13 protein-coding genes are annotated in these 16,606 nt (G+C 57.7%); 6 read left to right on the top strand and 7 right to left on the bottom strand.

Translation table 11 applies throughout. From position 1 onward, the window contains the following. Window positions 1–91 precede the first annotated feature (91 nt). Complete coding sequence (locus GGQ73_RS18525) at window positions 92–7,111, bottom strand: apolipoprotein A-IV repeat region-like domain-containing protein (RefSeq protein ID WP_183897375.1); 7,020 nt, start codon at window positions 7,109–7,111, stop codon at window positions 92–94. 481 nt (window positions 7,112–7,592) lie between these two features. On the opposite strand from GGQ73_RS18525, the gene GGQ73_RS18520 reads away from it, so the two are divergent. Further along, window positions 7,593–7,961 (top strand): Hpt domain-containing protein, encoded by a 369-nt coding sequence (locus GGQ73_RS18520; RefSeq protein WP_174153152.1) that lies wholly within the window; start codon window positions 7,593–7,595, stop codon window positions 7,959–7,961. Between the two features lie 196 nt (window positions 7,962–8,157). Then, window positions 8,158–8,478 carry a 2Fe-2S iron-sulfur cluster-binding protein gene (locus tag GGQ73_RS18515; RefSeq protein WP_174153153.1) on the top strand — a complete coding sequence of 107 codons (321 nt, stop codon included), beginning with the start codon at window positions 8,158–8,160 and terminating at the stop codon, window positions 8,476–8,478. A 326-nt stretch (window positions 8,479–8,804) separates the two neighbouring features. Here GGQ73_RS18515 and GGQ73_RS18510 read toward each other — a convergent pair whose 3' ends face one another. Next, window positions 8,805–9,428 carry a DUF922 domain-containing Zn-dependent protease gene (locus GGQ73_RS18510; RefSeq protein WP_183897374.1) on the bottom strand — a complete coding sequence of 208 codons (624 nt, stop codon included), beginning with the start codon at window positions 9,426–9,428 and terminating at the stop codon, window positions 8,805–8,807. A 256-nt stretch (window positions 9,429–9,684) separates the two neighbouring features. Here GGQ73_RS18510 and folP point away from each other — a divergent pair, with 256 nt between their 5' ends. The 3 genes from folP to folK are packed head-to-tail and all read left to right on the top strand — an operon-like array spanning window position 9,685 to window position 11,358. Then, entirely contained in the window at window positions 9,685–10,476 is a 792-nt protein-coding gene (gene folP / locus GGQ73_RS18505; RefSeq protein WP_183897373.1) for a dihydropteroate synthase, read from the top strand. Then, entirely contained in the window at window positions 10,473–10,838 is a 366-nt protein-coding gene (folB, locus tag GGQ73_RS18500; protein WP_174153156.1) for a dihydroneopterin aldolase, read from the top strand. Before folP ends, folB begins: the two co-directional genes overlap by 4 nt. Then, window positions 10,831–11,358, top strand: coding sequence for a 2-amino-4-hydroxy-6-hydroxymethyldihydropteridine diphosphokinase (folK, locus tag GGQ73_RS18495; RefSeq protein ID WP_183897372.1), 528 nt, complete (start codon window positions 10,831–10,833; stop codon window positions 11,356–11,358). The genes folB and folK overlap by 8 nt, the downstream gene beginning before the upstream one ends. A 14-nt stretch (window positions 11,359–11,372) precedes the next feature. Here the strand turns inward: folK and GGQ73_RS18490 are convergent, their stop codons facing one another. From GGQ73_RS18490 to GGQ73_RS18475, 4 genes are all read right to left on the bottom strand, one after another. After that, the gene (locus GGQ73_RS18490; RefSeq protein ID WP_183897371.1) at window positions 11,373–11,927 is read right to left on the bottom strand and encodes a hypothetical protein; all 555 of its coding nucleotides are present in this window, start codon (window positions 11,925–11,927) and stop codon (window positions 11,373–11,375) included. Between the two features lie 130 nt (window positions 11,928–12,057). After that, complete coding sequence (locus tag GGQ73_RS18485) at window positions 12,058–13,131, bottom strand: YcjF family protein (protein ID WP_183897370.1); 1,074 nt, start codon at window positions 13,129–13,131, stop codon at window positions 12,058–12,060. Next, window positions 13,128–14,603 (bottom strand): YcjX family GTP-binding protein, encoded by a 1,476-nt coding sequence (locus GGQ73_RS18480; RefSeq protein WP_183897369.1) that lies wholly within the window; start codon window positions 14,601–14,603, stop codon window positions 13,128–13,130. Before GGQ73_RS18480 ends, GGQ73_RS18485 begins: the two co-directional genes overlap by 4 nt. Before the next feature lie 102 nt (window positions 14,604–14,705). Continuing rightward, window positions 14,706–15,215 carry a SixA phosphatase family protein gene (locus GGQ73_RS18475; protein WP_174153161.1) on the bottom strand — a complete coding sequence of 170 codons (510 nt, stop codon included), beginning with the start codon at window positions 15,213–15,215 and terminating at the stop codon, window positions 14,706–14,708. A 266-nt stretch (window positions 15,216–15,481) separates the two neighbouring features. Between GGQ73_RS18475 and dksA the strand changes: the two genes are divergently transcribed. After that, window positions 15,482–15,901 (top strand): RNA polymerase-binding protein DksA, encoded by a 420-nt coding sequence (gene dksA / locus GGQ73_RS18470; RefSeq protein ID WP_174153162.1) that lies wholly within the window; start codon window positions 15,482–15,484, stop codon window positions 15,899–15,901. Between the two features lie 91 nt (window positions 15,902–15,992). Here dksA and GGQ73_RS18465 read toward each other — a convergent pair whose 3' ends face one another. Next, window positions 15,993–16,574: a demethoxyubiquinone hydroxylase family protein gene (locus GGQ73_RS18465; RefSeq protein ID WP_327786368.1), complete on the bottom strand. Its 582-nt coding sequence runs from the start codon at window positions 16,572–16,574 to the stop codon at window positions 15,993–15,995. Window positions 16,575–16,606: the final 32 nt, after the last annotated feature.

The following is a 16,606-nucleotide window of genomic DNA, read 5'->3' as shown; positions in this document are numbered from 1 at the left end:
GAGGACAATGAAACGCGACATGCTCTAAGAAAAAGCCCTCCCGGTTGATCCGGAAGGGCTGGATTGTGACAGCGTTTATAGGTGTACTCGCCTAGCTGAAACGTCCCGCTGCGTGAGCGAGCATGGTGTAGACCTTGCCCGTGTCCGACGTCAGGTAGGATTGCGTGACCGTGCGGTCCCGGTCGGTTCTGGCGACGTCTGCGAGAAGCTTTTCGAAGTCGGAAATATAGCGATCCACTGCGGTGCGGAATTCCGTTTCGCGCTCGTACTTGCGCTTGATCTCGTCGAATGTCTGCTGGCCCTTCAGCGTGTAGAGACGACGCGTGAAGACATCGCGTTCACCACGCTGATAGCGGCCCCACAGTTCCACTGACGCGTCGTGATCGATGGCACGGGCGATATCCACGGACAGCGAATTCAAAGATTCGACGACGTGGCGTGGGTTGCGGGTGTCGCTGGCGCGGGTCTGAGCCTCTTGCGGCTGGCGGGGGGCCGCGGCAGCGGGTGCTGCGGCTTCCTGCCCGTCACGCGAAGCCCCACGCAGGAGATCGCTGATCCAGCCGCCGCCTTCTTCGCGACGCTGTACGGGTGCCGTGAGACCTGCCTGCGGTGGAGCCGTTCTGGTTTCCGCCGGTTGTGCGTTGCGGATGATGGGAGCCGACTGCGTTGGCTGCTGTTGAACGGGGCGCGGCGCGACAGGTGCAGGAACGATGGCCGCAGGTTGCTGCTCACGGGATTCCACACGTGGCTGCTGCGCCTGGACGGGTGCCGGTGCAGGTGTTGCTGCTGGCGCAGCCTTCGTTGCTGCGATGGCCCTGGCTGCCGGTTCAGAGATTTCCAGCTGCTGCGTTGAACGGCCCACGAGCTGGGAAATATCCTGCAAAGCCTTGATCTGCTCGGAAACGGCGCGACGCATCGCTGCCGCGCTTTCTTTGGCTTCCTCTGGAAGATCGAATGCACCACGCTTCAGTTCGGCGCGGGTCGAATCCAGTTCCTTGCGAATATCAGCGCTGGAGCGGCGGATTTCATCCGTTGCGCCGGCAAAGCGGGTCACGGCCTCTTCGACTGCTTCACGCAGGGTTTCGCGCAGAACAGACGCTGCCGCGTTGGACTTGTCGGTCGCATTGCCGAGAAGCTTATCGACATCCGCAAGCGACGAGGCAACGCCGCCGCGAAGTCTATTGACCAACGCGTCGGAGTATTTCTGCGCGTCTGCCATGGTGCCTTCGATGGAGCGGCTTGCATCTTCACCCGCCGAAAGCAGGGCGCCACGCATGTTCTGCGCTGCGGTTTCAGCACGCTTTTCCGTCTCGTCGAGCGAGCGGCCGATCTCGCTGAAGGAGGAACCCAGATTGTTGCGAAGGTTGCCTGCGACATTGGCAGAGCGCTGTTCGACATCGGCAAAGGTCTGTTCAACCATGCCCATCACGCCCCGCATGGAGGATTCGATTTCTTCCGAGCGGGTCAGGAGGCCCATCGAAAGCGTACGCAGAGCTTCCTGGCGCTCTTCCAACGTTCCCACGAGGCTCGTCTGTGCGGCGTTGAGCAACTCCGAGGCCTGCGACAGAACGCTGGAGTGCTCCTCGAAGCGACCGACGATGCCCGCGACCTGCGACAATGTCTGGCCGGAGATGTTGGCCAGACGGTCGATCTTGCCTTCCAGCAAACGGCTGGAGCTGGACACCATGTCGGAGGCGCGGGATGCCGATTCCGAGAAGCTTGTCGTCGCCGTAGCGAGAGACTGATCAGCAGCCTTCAGTTCCTGCGATGCGCGAACGACAGCGACGTTGAGGTCATCGACGGCACCAGTGACGATATCCGACATGCCGGAATGGGTTTCCGTCAGCATCGTCGTGCTCTTGCGCGTGGCGGCAACCAGCTTTTCGGCGGCGTCGTTACCGGCCTTGGCGTAATCCTCGATTGCCTGCTCTACCAATTGCGCCATGCCGCTGTTGCTTTCGGCCAGAAGGCTTGCGCTTTGCTGGGCAGCTGTGACGATCTTTTCTGCGGCGTTCTGGCCGACCGTTGCATATTCATTGACGATGGGCTTGGCTTTTTCTTCGATGAGGCGAGACAGTTCGGCGGAACGGCTGGCCAGCATGGAGTTAAGCTCACGCGTCCGGGTGTCGAGTGTGGCGCGGATGGATTCGCCACGCGCGTCGAGCGCGCTCTCGGCATTGGATAGCGTTTCGGACATCGCGCCGACCTGCGAGCGCACCACGGCTTCTGCTTCCGCGACCTTGTTGACGATGGCGTTTCCAGCTTCCGAAAAGCTCTGGGCGACCGCTGCGGCCTGGCCGGAAAGGCGACCCTGCGCATCCGAGATGCGACCGACGATCTCATCCGAACGCTGTTCGATGGCGCGGGTGAATTCGTCGTTGCGTGCTCTGACCTGTTCGGTGAATTCCGCACCTGTCTTTGCGAGAAGCTCGGTGGAGCGCAGCGCTTCGCTGTCCATGGTCTGCGTTGCATTGACCACGGCGTCCCGAAGGCTGACGGCGAGGCCGGAAGCCTTGCCTTCAATGGTGCGATTGACGTTGTCGAGACCGATGTTCAAGGCGCGATCCATGGTGCCGAGGCGCTCGTCGATCCGCGCTGTCCCCGTATCCAGAACGCCCGCGATACGCTGTGTGGCGTCGTCACTGGTGCGGACAAAATCTGCGGTTTTCCCTTCCAGCGTATCGGAAATCTTGCGGCTTGCGTCTTCGATGGATGCGTTGACGTTACCAAGATTGGTCTGGATGCGATTTTGCAGGCTGTCGATATTGGTTTCCAACCGTGCGCCCGTCTCATCAAGACGCGTCGAAACGTTGCTGACGGACTGTTCGACACGCGATGAAAGAACATCGGCAGCGCTACCGATTTCGCGGGCGGCGTCACCGATCTTGTCAGCGACTGCGCCAGCGCTGTTTCTCAGGCGCTCTTCAAGGGTTGCACCGCTTGTGTCGATGGTCCGCTGCAAGGCTTCCTGCTGATTTTCCAGCGACATTTCCAGCATGCTGGCGCTGGACGCAATCGTCGTGCTGAGCGACATCGCCTGTTCCGACAGAAGATCGCTCATGCGTTCCTGTGCCGAACCGAGGGTCTGAGTGAAGGCCGAATGCTGTTGATCAAGCGTGGAGCGCAGCTGTTCATGTGACGACAGGAGATTGTTTTCCAGACGCGATACGCCGCTCTCCATCGTCTCCGAGAAGCGACCCTGGCCGCCTTCGACTGCCGTTTCGATACGGGTCGCCGCCGTGTTGACGGTCTCCTCGATCAGGATGCCGTTGCGTTCCACGGTTCTCGTGATCGCATCGGCTTGAACGCCGAGCATGGTGTCGAGGCGAAGGTGACCGACTGCGAGTGCTTCCTCGATCGTGGAGGCCGTGGAAGACAAGCGCTGTTCGGCCCCGGTCACGGATTGCGTCAGGGCCGCCGTGCGGTTGTCGAGCGTTTCCGTGATGCGCTCTTCGGCGCCGGATATTGCCATGTCGATCGCCATTGAGCGGCTGTCGAGGACATCTGTGATACGATCTTCAACACCGGAGACGACGTTCGCCAGTGCTGTCGTGCGGCTGTCGAGCGCATCCGAGATGCGACCTTCAACGCCGGAAACAGTATTTGTGAGCGCGCTGGTGCGGGTATCGAGTGCTTCTTCAAGGCGCTCCTGCGCGCCTGAAAACGCCATGTCGATGGCCATGGTGCGGCTGTCCAGCGTGTCTGCAATCCGTTCTTCCACGCCTGAGACAACGCTGTTGAGAGCCGCAGTTCTGCTGTCGAGCGTGTCGGCAATTCGATTTTCGACACCGGACACAACTGTGTTGAGAGCAGCCGTGCGGCTATCAAGGGTTTCCGCGATGCGTTCTTCCGCACCGGAGAATGCCATGTCGATGGCCATGGTGCGGCTGTCCAGCGTGTCGGCAATCCGTTCTTCCACGCCTGAGACGACGCTGTTGAGAGCAGCAGTTCTGCTGTCGAGCGTGTCTGCAATTCGATTTTCGACACCGGAAACAACTGTGTTGAGAGCGGCCGTACGGCTATCCAGAGTTTCCGCGAGGCGTTCTTCCGCACCGGAGAATGCCATGTCGATGGCCATGGTGCGGCTGTCCAGCGTGTCGGCAATCCGTTCTTCCACGCCTGAGACGACGCTGTTGAGAGCGGCAGTTCTGCTATCGAGCGTGTCTGCAATACGCTCTTCAACACCGGATACCACGCTGTTGAGCGCCGCTGTTTTGCTGTCGAGAGTTTCGGCCATGCGTGTTTCCACGCCGCTGACCGCTTGCGTCAGTGATGCCGTGCCGTTGACAAGCGTATCAGAGATCCGGCTTTCAACGCCTGAAACGACCGTGTTGAGTGCAGCCGTGCGCGCATCGAGGGTCTCGGCGATGCGCTCCTCAGCGCCGGAGAAGGCCATGTCGATGGCCATGGTGCGGCTGTCGAGCGTATCTGCAATGCGTTCCTCGACGCCGGAGACGATGCTGTTGAGCGCGCTGGTCCGGTTGTCGAGGGTTTCAGCCAGACGCTCTTCGGCGCCGGAAAATGCCATGTCGATAGCCATCGTTCGACTATCGAGTGTATCGGCGATGCGCTCTTCAACACCGGATACGACGTGGTTGAGTGCCGCTGTTCTGCTGTCCAGCGTTTCGGCAATTCGGTCTTCGACGCCAGCAACGGAATGGGCAAGGGCTGCCGTACCGGTGAGGAGCGTATCCGAAATCCGGCTCTCGACTCCGGAGACGACCGTGTTCAGCGCGGCCGTGCGCGCATCCATCGTTTCAGCAATGCGTTCTTCGGCACCGGAGAAGGCCATATCGATGGCCATGGTGCGGCTGTCCAACGCATCGGTCATGCGTTCTTCTGCGCTCGACACTGCGCTGGTCAAGGCAGTGGTGCGGCTGTCCAGCGTGTCGGAGAGCCGCTCTTCGGCTGTCGAGAATGCCATGTCCAATGCCATGGTTCGGCTATCAAGTGCGTCGGCAATGCGTTCTTCAGCACCGGATACGACGCTGTTAAGGGCAGCGGTGCGGCTATCAAGTGTGTTGGCGATACGGTCTTCCACGCCAGCGACAGCGTTGTGGATTGCAGCCGTGCGGCTGTCGAGGGTATCGGCCAGGCGGTCTTCGACACCGGAAACGGCGCCGGTGATGGCCGCTGCACGGGTTTCGAGTGTTTCAGCAAGACGACGCTCGACATCTGCGACGATGTTGTTGATGGCGGCTGCGCGCTCATCGAGAAGAGCCGCAAGGTCCTGGGCAGTGCCAGAGACCGAGCCGGTAATGGCTTCGGCGCGGCTTGCCAGTGCATCGTCGAACCGGTTCTGACTTTCGGAGAGCGCGCTGATCAGCGCGGTGCTGCGTTCTGCGAGAACGGCATCGATCTTATCATGCGTCGCTCCGAACGCCTTCGTGATGTCCGTCGTGCGGGTGCTGATGGCGTCGCTGAGTTCCCGTGTGTGGCTTTCGAGCGAGCTTTCCAGCATCTCCTGACCGGCACCCAGCGTCGTTGCCAAAGCCAAGGATTGGTCGGTAAGGGTTGCGCTCAAGCGCTCGATGCCGGAGTTCAACGTGCCGTCGATGGTATCGGTACCACCGGAAACCGTCTCGTTGATGCGTGCCAGGCTTTCCATCAATTTGCTGTCGAGGCTGCCCGCACGCTGATCGAAGGCGCTGGTGAATTCGGCAACACGCTCGTCAAAGGCAGAGTTGACGAGGCCGACGGTTGTCTGGAGCTTTTCTTCGAACAGGCCCGAACGCAGATCCAGGTCCATAATGGCATCGTCCGCGCTGCTCTGCAGATTCTGGCGGAAAGAAAGGCCTTTTTCTTCGAGCGTCGTCGTCAACTGGTCGAGAACATGATCCAGCGAACCGCCGATGACCTGCTGGCCGCGGTCTATGTTCTGGGAAATCTCCTGCGTGCGCTTGGACAGGATATCGTTGAGCAGGCGTGTGCGATCTTCCAGCACCTTGTTCAGGTTTTCCGTGCCGCTGCTGACCGTGGAAGCCTGTGTCGCGAATTGCTCCAGCAAAAGACGGCCGCGCTCGTCCAGCGTTGTGCTGAGGTCGTGCAGGCGCAGGTCGAATTCGTTGGAGATCGTTGCGCCCGACGTGTTGAGTGCCTGAAGAAGATTGTCGGTCTTGGCAGCGATGAGGGTGCCCATCGCCTCCGTCGATACGCGGGATTTTTCGAGCAGGGCGGCGGATCGTGTGTCGATCATAGATGCGAAAGCCTCACCGCTGGTGGCGAGGCGCATCGACAGTTCTTCACCGACGATGGACAGTTCTTCCTTGATCTGGTCCTGCGCACCAATGATGGACGAGCGGATACGCTCAGCATGATTGATGATGGCGTCGCGCTCTGCGCTCAGTTCGTGAACGAGGCTGCGAACACGCAGTTCGTTATCGGCGTAGCTGCGCTCCAGTGCATTCACTTCGGAGTGAACGAGTGTTTCGAGCTCGGTTGCGCGCGCAATGGTGCGCTCGATGCCGTCGTTCATGGCCGACACTTCACGTCGCACGGCCTGACCGACGGACATGATCCGGTCGGACGCAACGGTTTCCGGCTCGGCAAGGCGCAGGGCAACTTCCGCCATGGAACGGGCAGCATTCCGCAGATCGCGGGCGCGCGCCATCATGATGGCGAAGGCGAAGAACAGTGTGATCGGAACGATGATGCCGATGATGATCGCCATCACGCCGGGAATAGCAAAAAGCTGTGCAAGCGACGAGACGTTCCAGATCAGGTCGCCATAGATGACATTGGCAAGGCCGACGCCTGCAATGGCCCAGAAAGCCGAGAAGATGCTCGCGTTGCGAAGGGCAGCTGTGATGGACCCCGCATCCAGCGATTTCAGGATCATGGCCGGGCTGCGCTTGGAACCATCATTGGCGGCTTCGAGAGAGGGAGATCGGGGCGCTTGCTCCGGGGCAGGGCGTTGTTGCTGCGGCTCGGCAGGACGTGCCTTTGATTTTTCGGGCACTCTGGTCTTTTCTGACACTCTGGCCTCCGCAGGCTTGGGAGTTGTTCGTTTCCGAGGCTCCGGCTGGGTTTCGTAAGCGCCGAGCTGCAAGGCATCTTCCAATGCCTGAAACGCAGTCTCGTCGATCGAGTCGCTGATCTTATTGTTCGCCATGCGGTTACGCCTCGTTACATATACGCCCGGCCTCATGCCGTTCATCCGCTCGCCGCCGCTTACGGATTTCCGCCACCATGCCTCAAGACACGATACCTGCCGGTATATAGTGCCTCGTTTCTTACTAAAGTCCTGAGAACCGATTTCCCGGCTGCCAGGTAAGATTACATCGACATGCCGGATTTACAAAACTTGTACGAAAGTCATGCGGCACGCAGTACCGTACTGACACATTTGTGGCTTTGAAACAATTAAAGCGACACCGCACCTTATGCCAAGTTGCGGTTTGTTAACAGTTTTTAAACCTCGCTGGCAGGTGGAACGCCTTGTTTCCTATAAGTTTAACATAAATTAACCATAGCAAAAGATTTCCCGGCGTTTCGTGCCCCAATTTAAGCTCATCGAAGGCCTAGCCTGCTCTAATGCAGAACATATCTGCTTCAAAACAAGAAGCTTTACGCACATGAGGAATTCTACGACAATGGCAGCGGTGAGTATCGCATTCGAAGCACCGGACAACTCGTTCGGCGCGGCTCCGGTTGGCAGCAAGCCCATCGACTTCATCCATCTTGCACGACAGACCATGGGCGATAAGGAGCTGGAAATCGAAATCCTGCAACTGTTCACCCGCAATGCCCGTACCCTGCTGCACGAACTCTCCACTGCAAACGACAATCAGATGAAGTTGATCGCGCACCGCCTCAAGGGGTCGGCAGATGCGGTCGGTGCGTTCAAGGTGTCCGCCACGGCCGAAGCCGTGGAGAATGGCAACCGCGACAGTGCTGCTCTGGCGAAGGTCGCCGCTTCCGTCATCGAGGCAGAGAACTTCATCCTCAAACTCTGCCGCTGATCCTCTTTTTCAGAGGTCCTTTTCAAGGCCGGCTCTGCCTGCAACCTCGCAATGGGTTGCCAAGCGGAGCCGGCCTTTCTATTTGTCTGATGTGGCGTCGGTTAATGTCACCTTCCTGCCTTGAACAAAACCGGACAGGTGACATTAACCGACGCGACACCTCTCCATCTCAAACCATCATTTTTGGATTTCCGACATGACCAAACTGACCATCATCGCCTTTGACGGCACACAACAAGATTTCGATGTGAGCAATGGCTCTACCGTGATGGAAAATGCCGTTCGCAATTCCGTTCCGGGTATCGATGCGGAATGTGGTGGGGCCTGCGCCTGTGCCACCTGTCATGTCTATGTCGATGACGCCTGGAGCGAACGCGTCGGCCCGCCGGAACCGATGGAAGAGGACATGCTGGATTTCGCGTTCGATGTGCGCCCAACGTCCAGGCTTTCCTGTCAGATCAAGATGACCGACGCGCTGGATGGGTTGGTCGTACACGTTCCCGAACGCCAGGGCTGACCGAAGCACCTGTTTTATGTCCCCACACAAAAAGCCTCGCTCTCCGTTTCGCGGGATAGCGAGGCGAGGTGGGTACGTTACCATCGGGCAGGGAGAAAACGCCCAGGGTTGGAGACGCGCCGGGAGGAGGTATCGATAACAGACTCGGTGATTTGATCTTAAATTCTATTAAAAATTGCATATATCAAAATGGCGTATCCGGCCATAGCAAGAATTCATTGATTATTATCCGGCTGTGTATTTATTTTTAAAATTCATGGTTGTTTTAAAGCTTCAAGAAGATCACCGAACTACCGGATGTCGTTCGGTATTTGACCAGCACCGTTTTACTTCGTGGCGTTTTGCTGAATTCGGTGCTTCAGCAGGCGGGTCATGCGCGCATCGAAATTTTTCGATTCGACCATATCGAAACGCAACTGATCCTTGTCGTGTGCCGACATGACCTCTTGGGTCGTTTTGGTGACGAGCGCCTGCATCTCTTCGCAACTGTCCTGCGGGCGAAGTGATTGAAGGCGTTTATCGAGGGTGCGAGCATAATTGCGGGAGATTTCTGCATGACGCTCTTCGTGCCGTTTGATATCGGCTGACAACGTATCCCATATGAGAGCCAGATCAGCCGCCGTACGACGCCTGTTCGTCCAGCGTGGCAACAGAATTTTGGTGTGGAGTTTGACCTCGACATTGCCGACGCCGCATTTTGCATTCTTTTCAACGTAGCTGATTTCACCGCCAAATTTGATTTCCGTGGCGCCGGGGTGGCGCGCGCCGGTGGCTTTCGTCATCGGACCTCTATGCGACAATTCGCGGTCGAGATCTTCAGCGGTTTTGCCACCGATGCTGAAATAGGAGAAGGACTTGGTCATCAATGCTTCTGCTCCGGCCGACTGCGGAAGTATGAGAAGCATCGTTGCGAAAAGAAGGGCGCAAACCGCGCGGTCGTGAAGCGTCATGGACCGGCCTTCCGGTTGAACTTGGCATATGATTGCTGCATAGAGCGGCCTGCTCTCTGACGCGTAACGCCTGCGCGTCTTAATTTTGGAATCTTATTTGGGTTTCGCGTGCAATGCTGTAGGCGGAGTGAAGCGATATGAATGATGGGTCCTCCGTTGTTCCCGAAAGGCATTACGTTCCGTGATAACAGCCAGTGACAATGTGTGGCAAGTCGCGCATGGGCGCTCCCTGAAACTTGATGGGGATGGCCTCATTATGGCTATCGTCAACACGACACCGGATTCCTTTTCGGATGGCGGGCGATATCTCGACACCGAACGTGCGGTGTCCCACGCACGGTCATGCGTCGAGGATGGCGCAGCCATCATCGACATCGGTGGCGAATCAACCCGCCCGGGTGCTGCGACCGTGACGGCGCAAGAGGAGCAGGACCGCGTTCTTCCGGTCATCGCAGCTCTTGCTAAACAAACGGATGCGTTGATTTCAGTCGATACCTACCGTGCCGAAACGGCCAAACTGGCGGTGGAGGCGGGCGCGCATATCGTCAATGACGTTTTCGGGCTCCAAAAAGATCAAGATATGGCAGCGGTTATCGGACGTTCAGGAGCCGGTGTCTGCATCATGCATACGGGGCGAGATCGCGAAAAGCTGACGGATGTTATTGCCGACCAATTCGCCTTTCTCAATCGCTCGCTGGATATCGCAGCGGCTGCCGGTATTTTACGCAAGGCCATCGTGCTGGATCCCGGATTTGGCTTTGCCAAGGATACGGCAGAAAATATTGCGCTCATGTCGCGTTTCGATGAGCTTGCCGCATTCGGTCTGCCTATTCTGGCAGGCACGTCGCGCAAACGGTTTATCGGTGCTCTCACAAGTCGGGATGCAGCGGGAGACAGAGACGTGGGAACGGCTGCGACCACGTCCATTCTGCGGCTGGCAGGCGCCTGTGTTTTCCGCGTCCACAATGTTGCGATGACACGCGACGCCCTGAACATCGCAGACGCCATTCTGATGCATAAAAAACAATACGGGGAGGGGCGAGAATGAGCCTTTATACGATACTTTTGAAGAACTGTTCGTTTTTTGCCCGCCATGGCCTGCTGGAGCAAGAAGAGACGTTAGGTCAGCGTTTCTTCGTGGATGCGGAGATGGAGGTCGAAGCTGGAAACGCGCTGGAGACCGACGATATTCAAAATACCGTGGATTACGGCGTGGCTTTTGCGGTCATAGAAAAGATCGTCGCCGGTCAGAGACGGTATCTGATTGAGGCCCTGGCGAACGATATCGCCAAGGCGCTGCGCAGTCGCTATCCGCAGATCGTACGCGTGAAGGTCACCGTTCGTAAGCCATCCGCACCCGTGCCCGGAATTCTCGATTATGCGCAGGTGAGCGTAGAGCAGCATGGCTGACAGCACAGTGAAGGCAACGCTCGGTCTGGGTGGCAATCTGGGTGATCCGCCGTCAGCAATGGCGCATGCGCTTGACGCTCTTTCGCGCCATGAAAGCTGCCAGTTATTGGCTGTCTCAAAGCTTTACAGCACTCCGCCCTGGGGAAAGACGGACCAGGCAGATTTCTTCAATTGCTGCGCCTTGATCGAGACGTCGCTGCGGCCTGAGCCGCTGCTGGACCTATGCCTTGAGATCGAGCGCGGAATGAAACGGGTGCGTGACGAGCGCTGGGGTCCGAGAACCATCGATATTGATGTGCTGACCTATGGCGATGTCCAAGTCTCCACCGCGCGCGTGGAAATTCCGCATCCACGGATGACGGAACGGGCGTTCGTCCTGAAACCGCTATGCGACATCGCACCTGATCTGGTCGTCAATGGTCGGAAGGTCAATCAATGGCTTGAAGATGCCGATATGTCCGGCATCAAAATCGCAACCGAAAAACGGGAGTGGTGGGCACTCCCGTCTTCGTCGGTTTGAACCATAGGTTCAATTTACTGCTTGATGGAGCCGACCGGCATCTGATCGATATTGCGTGCCAGAGTAAGGCCGATCACGGGCACCATCTGGTCCGCGACCTTGACGGAAATCGTGATGTTCATGGATGCGTTGTTGGTAACGCGGGCAACCATGGCACCGCTCAGCTTGGCGCGGTTGATGCCGACGACGACCTTGTCGCCGCTGACCTGACCCGAAACGATATCGAGACCCTTGCCTTCGGAGCCATCCAGGAACTTGCCTTCGTAGCTGTTGCCCTTCTTGGCGATGATCGCGGACATCGGCTGCTTGAAGACGCCAACGCGGCAGGTGCCGCCCAGCTTGATGCCGGTTTCCTTGTCGCTGATCGGCTCGCCGGTCAGGTCGCAGGTGAATTTCGTGCCCTTGTATTTACCCGCGACGATTTCGCCGGGACCGGACCATGCACCGGCAACAGAGCCGAAGAATACGTCATCGCGTGAAGCGGCCTGAACGTCTGAGACGGCAAGTCCGCCACTGACGGTCATTACGGCGGCAAGTCCGCCCAGTAGCGAAAAGAAGCGCGAATACATGATACTTTCCCTGGCGAATTGGCCGCTGCGTGTGAGTATCAATTTATGTCGCGAATGGTTAATGCTTGGTTTAATTCCTGGCGATTAGGCGCTGACATCGTAACCTTTCGCGATGTCATGGCCTTGTAGATCAGGGCTTTTCGATATTTTTAGCACCTCTGAAATCAGGTGTCAGATCCGAGACGAAGTCACCGATTCCGGGACGCTTCAGCGCCTTGAAAGGAAGTGGGCGGCACAGATCCATCGCGGCAATGCCGATTCGCGCGGTCATCAATCCGTTGATCACGCCTTCTCCCAGCCGCGCTGACAACCGGGATGCAAGGCCGTGGCCCAGCACCTGCTGTGCTATGCCGTCACCGACCGCAATCGAGCCTGTGACGGCGAGATGTGCGATGACGTCGCGCAACAGCCGAAGCATGCCGAGCGTGCCGGGACGGCCCCCGTAAAGCTCTGCCATGGTCCGCACAAGTCTCGTCACTTCGAAGAGCACATAGGCGAGATCCACCACCGCACGGGGGCTGACCGCCGTGACGACGGACACGCGCTTGGACGAATTCAGAATCAGTGCACGCGCCTGCCGGTCGAGCGGGCCCAACAGTTCGCGTTCGGCAAGATCGATCAAATGCGGGCCGTCGATCACGTCGTTTTCGGTATCCTTGAGCGCGGCACGGCCTCTTGCCGTTTCAGCGCGGTGGGACAGAACGGCATTCAGCCTGACGATGACGGCGCGGGCGGCTGACGGTTTCTTCTCCAGCGCGGCCTTTCCCGCATCCAGCTTCAAAGACTGTACGGCGTTCAGGCGCATGATGCCCATTGCTTCTCGGGCGATGAGAACGAGACCCGCGAAAACGGCGATGGCAAGTGCCGCAGTCGCGGTATAGCCCAGCCAGTCGGACCGCGAAAACAGGTCCCTGATGAGCTGATCCGCCCACATCCAGAACGCCAGTGATAGAAGAACACCCAATGCACCCAGGGCAAGTTTGCCGAAGGAAAAACGGTGTTTACGCGGCGTTGCGACAGGTAGAGCCGTAGCGTCGATCTCCTCGGGAGCGATAAACGGGTCTTCGTCGTCCGGCGTCATCGAAATGTCGGCATCGAAACTGCGTGGCGCACGCTTGGTTTCAGACGGGCGCTCCGCCACCGGTTCGTTCTCCAGCGTGAATGATGCTGGTCTGCGACCTTGCTGGGTGGTGTCGTCTTTCATGCGAGTTTATCTCCGAACAGGAACTGCATGGCGCGATCAAGCCTGATATGCGGGACGGAAAGTTTGATGCCACCGGTGCTTTCTTCCAACTTGGGGGGACGAAAGCGCACGACATTCACGTCGGGCAAATTGGTGGCCTCACCTTCGGCATCAAGCGTGCGAAAAAGCGGTTCCGGGTCCTCTGGAAGGTCACCTGGGAAAATTGCTGTGGTCCGATTGCCATCGAACACTTCGCCGTTGATCTTTTCGCCTGCCATCGGTGTTCCGACGATGACGGGCAGCGCGTGGCCGTCCTGGCGAACGCTGGCTTCCTTCGTTGCGCGTACAGATGCCAGCGCCATGACTTCAATGCCTGCACCACTCATGCCGATTGTGGTCACCGCACGATCGACCAGGCGCCGCGTCAGATTTTCCAGCCGGTCATGGCTTTCGTGATGCAGATGATCCGCCTTGGTAGCGGCAACAAGAACCTTGTCGATACGTCGGCCAATCAATGACGAGAGAAGGCTGTTCTTGCCGGGTCTGAAACAGGCAAGCACGTCGCCGAGCGCTCGTTCCAGATCCTGCACGGCTTCGGGGCCTCGATTGACGGCCTGTAGGGCATCGATAAGAACGATCTGACGGTCGAGGCGGGCGAAATGCTCGCGGAAGAACGGTTTGACCACGATGGACTTATACGCTTCATAGCGGCGCTCCATCATGGCGCGTATAGAGCCTTTTGGTGCTTTTTCATCCGTCAAGCCGGGGAGCGGAGAGAAGGTGAGGGCAGGCGAGCCCTCCAGATCACCCGGCATCAGGAACCGTCCGGGCGGCAATGTCGACAGCGAACGTTCATCGGATTTGCAGACACGAAGATAGGCCGCGAAACTTTCCGCCAGTCGTCGCGCCGTCATCTCGTCGGCAGGCGCGTTGATGTCGAGAGAATGCGCGATCTCGAGCCAGTCGCGCGCAAGTTCGGCGCGTACGCCGCCTGCCGCAAGTGCGACCGTTGCATCGCTGAATGTCTTGTAATCCTGATTGAGAAGTGGAAGGTCAAGCAACCACTCGCCGGGATAATCGACGATATCGATCGCGAGTTTTCCCGATGAGAACCATCGGCCCCAGCCGCTCGCGCTCTGATATTCAAGCGTGATGCGTAATTCCGAGATAGCGCGGGTGGAATCGGGCCAGATCCTTTCACGCACCAGGGCTTGAATGTGATCTTCGTACTGGAAACGCGGAATGGCATCGTCCGGTTGGGGTTCAAGCTGAACATTCGAAACTCTGCCCGAGCGGATCGCCTCGAACAGGGGTAAGCGACCGCCGTTCAGGAGGTTATGAACCAGCGACGAGATGAAAACGGTTTTGCCGGCACGCGAAAGGCCCGTCACGCCCAGTCGTACAGTCGGGTTGGTTAAAGCGCTCGCACGATCGGCCAGATTGTCGATAGCGATCAGCGCGCTATCGGTGACGGAGGTGAAGGATGGCGGCAATGAACGTTTCCTCCTAAATATTTCATCCTGTCAAAATATATAGGTCGGCGGCTTGCTCAAAAAAGAAGCGCCTCGGGAAAGTTTTGAGAGTGCAACTGTCGGTCATGGCGCCAGGAAGTCCTGCAACTCCCATTGCGGAACACCTGTCTTGTCGTCCAATACCGCATCCAGCACAGCGAGGCCTGCTGTTGGGAAGCCGTTTGGCAGCGCCTGTTCCATTCGTTGATGCCCCAGCAACGCCTCGGCCACCGCCTCGATGGTCGGGTTATGGCCCACCAGCATGACGGATTTCGCCGATGCTTGCCCCGACATCAGCGCCAGATAGATTTCCGCCTGGGCGTTGTACATTTCGTCGACATAGCTGATTTCAAAGGCGTCGTTGAATGCCCGCCTGATGGCCTGCGCGGTTTCCCGGCAGCGGACTGCGGTCGAGCTCAGGACGACATCCGGAACGAGACCCTTGGTCGCTATTTTCTCTCCGATCATCTCGGCTTCCGCATAACCCTTGCTGTCGAGCCGCCTGTCGAAATCGTGCTCGCCGGGACTGGCCCAGGCGGCATGCGCGTGACGGAGCAGATAGAGCCTGAAGGGCGGCGATTGAAGCACTGACATGTCCAGACATCCTACTTGGCTTTAAACATCCGTCGCTGCCTTACATGAATAGATCCGTGCCTCGCAAGTGGCGTCCGGTAAAGGCAAGTTCTGATAACGTGATCGAAGAAATAATCCGTGTTCGGCGAATAAAGCTTAAAAAATAACCGTTTAGCTGAATTTTGTGACAGATTTAAAAATGCCTGAAAACCGTTCTGAGCACTTGAACGGCCATATGGCATTGGAGTATACCCGCGCAATATGAGATGTTCTTCGAGGAGAATCGCGTGAGTGAGAAGATCGATCTTAGCAGATATGTGCTTTCTGAAAACGATGAGTTCATGAACGCCAATCAGAAGGCATATTTTCGTGCCAAGCTTGTCGGCTGGAGAAACGACATTCTGAGGGAAGCGCGGGAGACCCTTGGTCATCTCGCAGAAGAAAGCGCAAACCATCCCGACTTGGCGGATCGAGCATCCTCTGAAACGGACCGGGCCATCGAGTTGCGCGCCCGCGACCGTCAGAGAAAGCTCATTTCGAAAATCGACGCTGCCCTTCAGCGCATTGATGACGGAACCTACGGCTACTGTGAAGAGACAGGCGAACCGATTGGTATCAAGAGACTGGATGCACGTCCCATCGCTACCCTTTCCATCGAGGCTCAGGAGCGCCACGAGCGCCGCGAAAAAGTTTACCGCGACGAGTAAGTCGTCTCTTCAAATCCGCGATATTTGACAGGGCCGTTTCTCAGCGAAACGGCCTTTTCGTTTCAACCTCTTGCTGCCGACGTTTCGCACCTTATCCGGCCAGGGTATCGCGCGCCATTTCAGCTCGCATCCAACTGGAATCGCCCCATGTCGAAAGCCAGATCATCAGATCGGTCAGGCCACCAATGATCGGTAGCAGGACCTTACGCATTGTACCACGGTGTTTCTGACTGTTTTCGGCCTCTGTCAAATGGGCCAATTCCTGCTCCTGTATAGATAGGATCAGCGCGTGCAGATCGGGATCGCGTTTTTGAAGAAACCGCAATTGCTCCCCGAGGTGCCGATGAACGGTACTCTCTACCGCTTCTGTGCAAATCCATATCGTATTTTGTCCACACAGCGCCGTTAGAAAGCCCAGAACAAAACCGCCCAAGCTCCACAATGCCATGATGCGGCAGGGCCGTGCGCCCCGCGCAGGCATAGCATCACGGAACAACCGGCAGTGATCGATCTCGTCGTCACGCATCTCTTCGAGTTTGGAAACGATATCCGGGAACAGCCAACGGGCGATAAAAATCTGTGCGCCGTAAATCCTGATGGCACCGAACTCGCCAGCGTGGTTCACCTTTAAAATTCGGCGCACGGTCAATGCCGGGTCGCGGCTGTCGGTCACATCAAATCCATTCAGTGCAGGTTAAGATCTTC

Source organism: Rhizobium skierniewicense (genome assembly GCF_014196515.1).
Lineage (GTDB): Bacteria > Pseudomonadota > Alphaproteobacteria > Rhizobiales > Rhizobiaceae > Agrobacterium > Agrobacterium skierniewicense.
Note: the sequence above shows the minus strand (reverse complement) of the source record. Positions and strands in the feature narration are given on the sequence as shown.

What these genes read in the sequence shown, in the direction of transcription:
- GGQ73_RS18525 (WP_183897375.1), bottom strand. Translation starts at nt 7,111, where the DNA reads ATGGCGAACAATAAGATCAGCGACTCGATCGACGAGACTGCGTTTCAG.
- GGQ73_RS18520 (WP_174153152.1), top strand. Translation starts at nt 7,593, where the DNA reads ATGGCAGCGGTGAGTATCGCATTCGAAGCACCGGACAACTCGTTCGGC.
- GGQ73_RS18515 (WP_174153153.1), top strand. Translation starts at nt 8,158, where the DNA reads ATGACCAAACTGACCATCATCGCCTTTGACGGCACACAACAAGATTTC.
- GGQ73_RS18510 (WP_183897374.1), bottom strand. Translation starts at nt 9,428, where the DNA reads ATGACGCTTCACGACCGCGCGGTTTGCGCCCTTCTTTTCGCAACGATG.
- folP (WP_183897373.1), top strand. Translation starts at nt 9,685, where the DNA reads ATGGCTATCGTCAACACGACACCGGATTCCTTTTCGGATGGCGGGCGA.
- folB (WP_174153156.1), top strand. Translation starts at nt 10,473, where the DNA reads ATGAGCCTTTATACGATACTTTTGAAGAACTGTTCGTTTTTTGCCCGC.
- folK (WP_183897372.1), top strand. Translation starts at nt 10,831, where the DNA reads ATGGCTGACAGCACAGTGAAGGCAACGCTCGGTCTGGGTGGCAATCTG.
- GGQ73_RS18490 (WP_183897371.1), bottom strand. Translation starts at nt 11,927, where the DNA reads ATGTATTCGCGCTTCTTTTCGCTACTGGGCGGACTTGCCGCCGTAATG.
- GGQ73_RS18485 (WP_183897370.1), bottom strand. Translation starts at nt 13,131, where the DNA reads ATGAAAGACGACACCACCCAGCAAGGTCGCAGACCAGCATCATTCACG.
- GGQ73_RS18475 (WP_174153161.1), bottom strand. Translation starts at nt 15,215, where the DNA reads ATGTCAGTGCTTCAATCGCCGCCCTTCAGGCTCTATCTGCTCCGTCAC.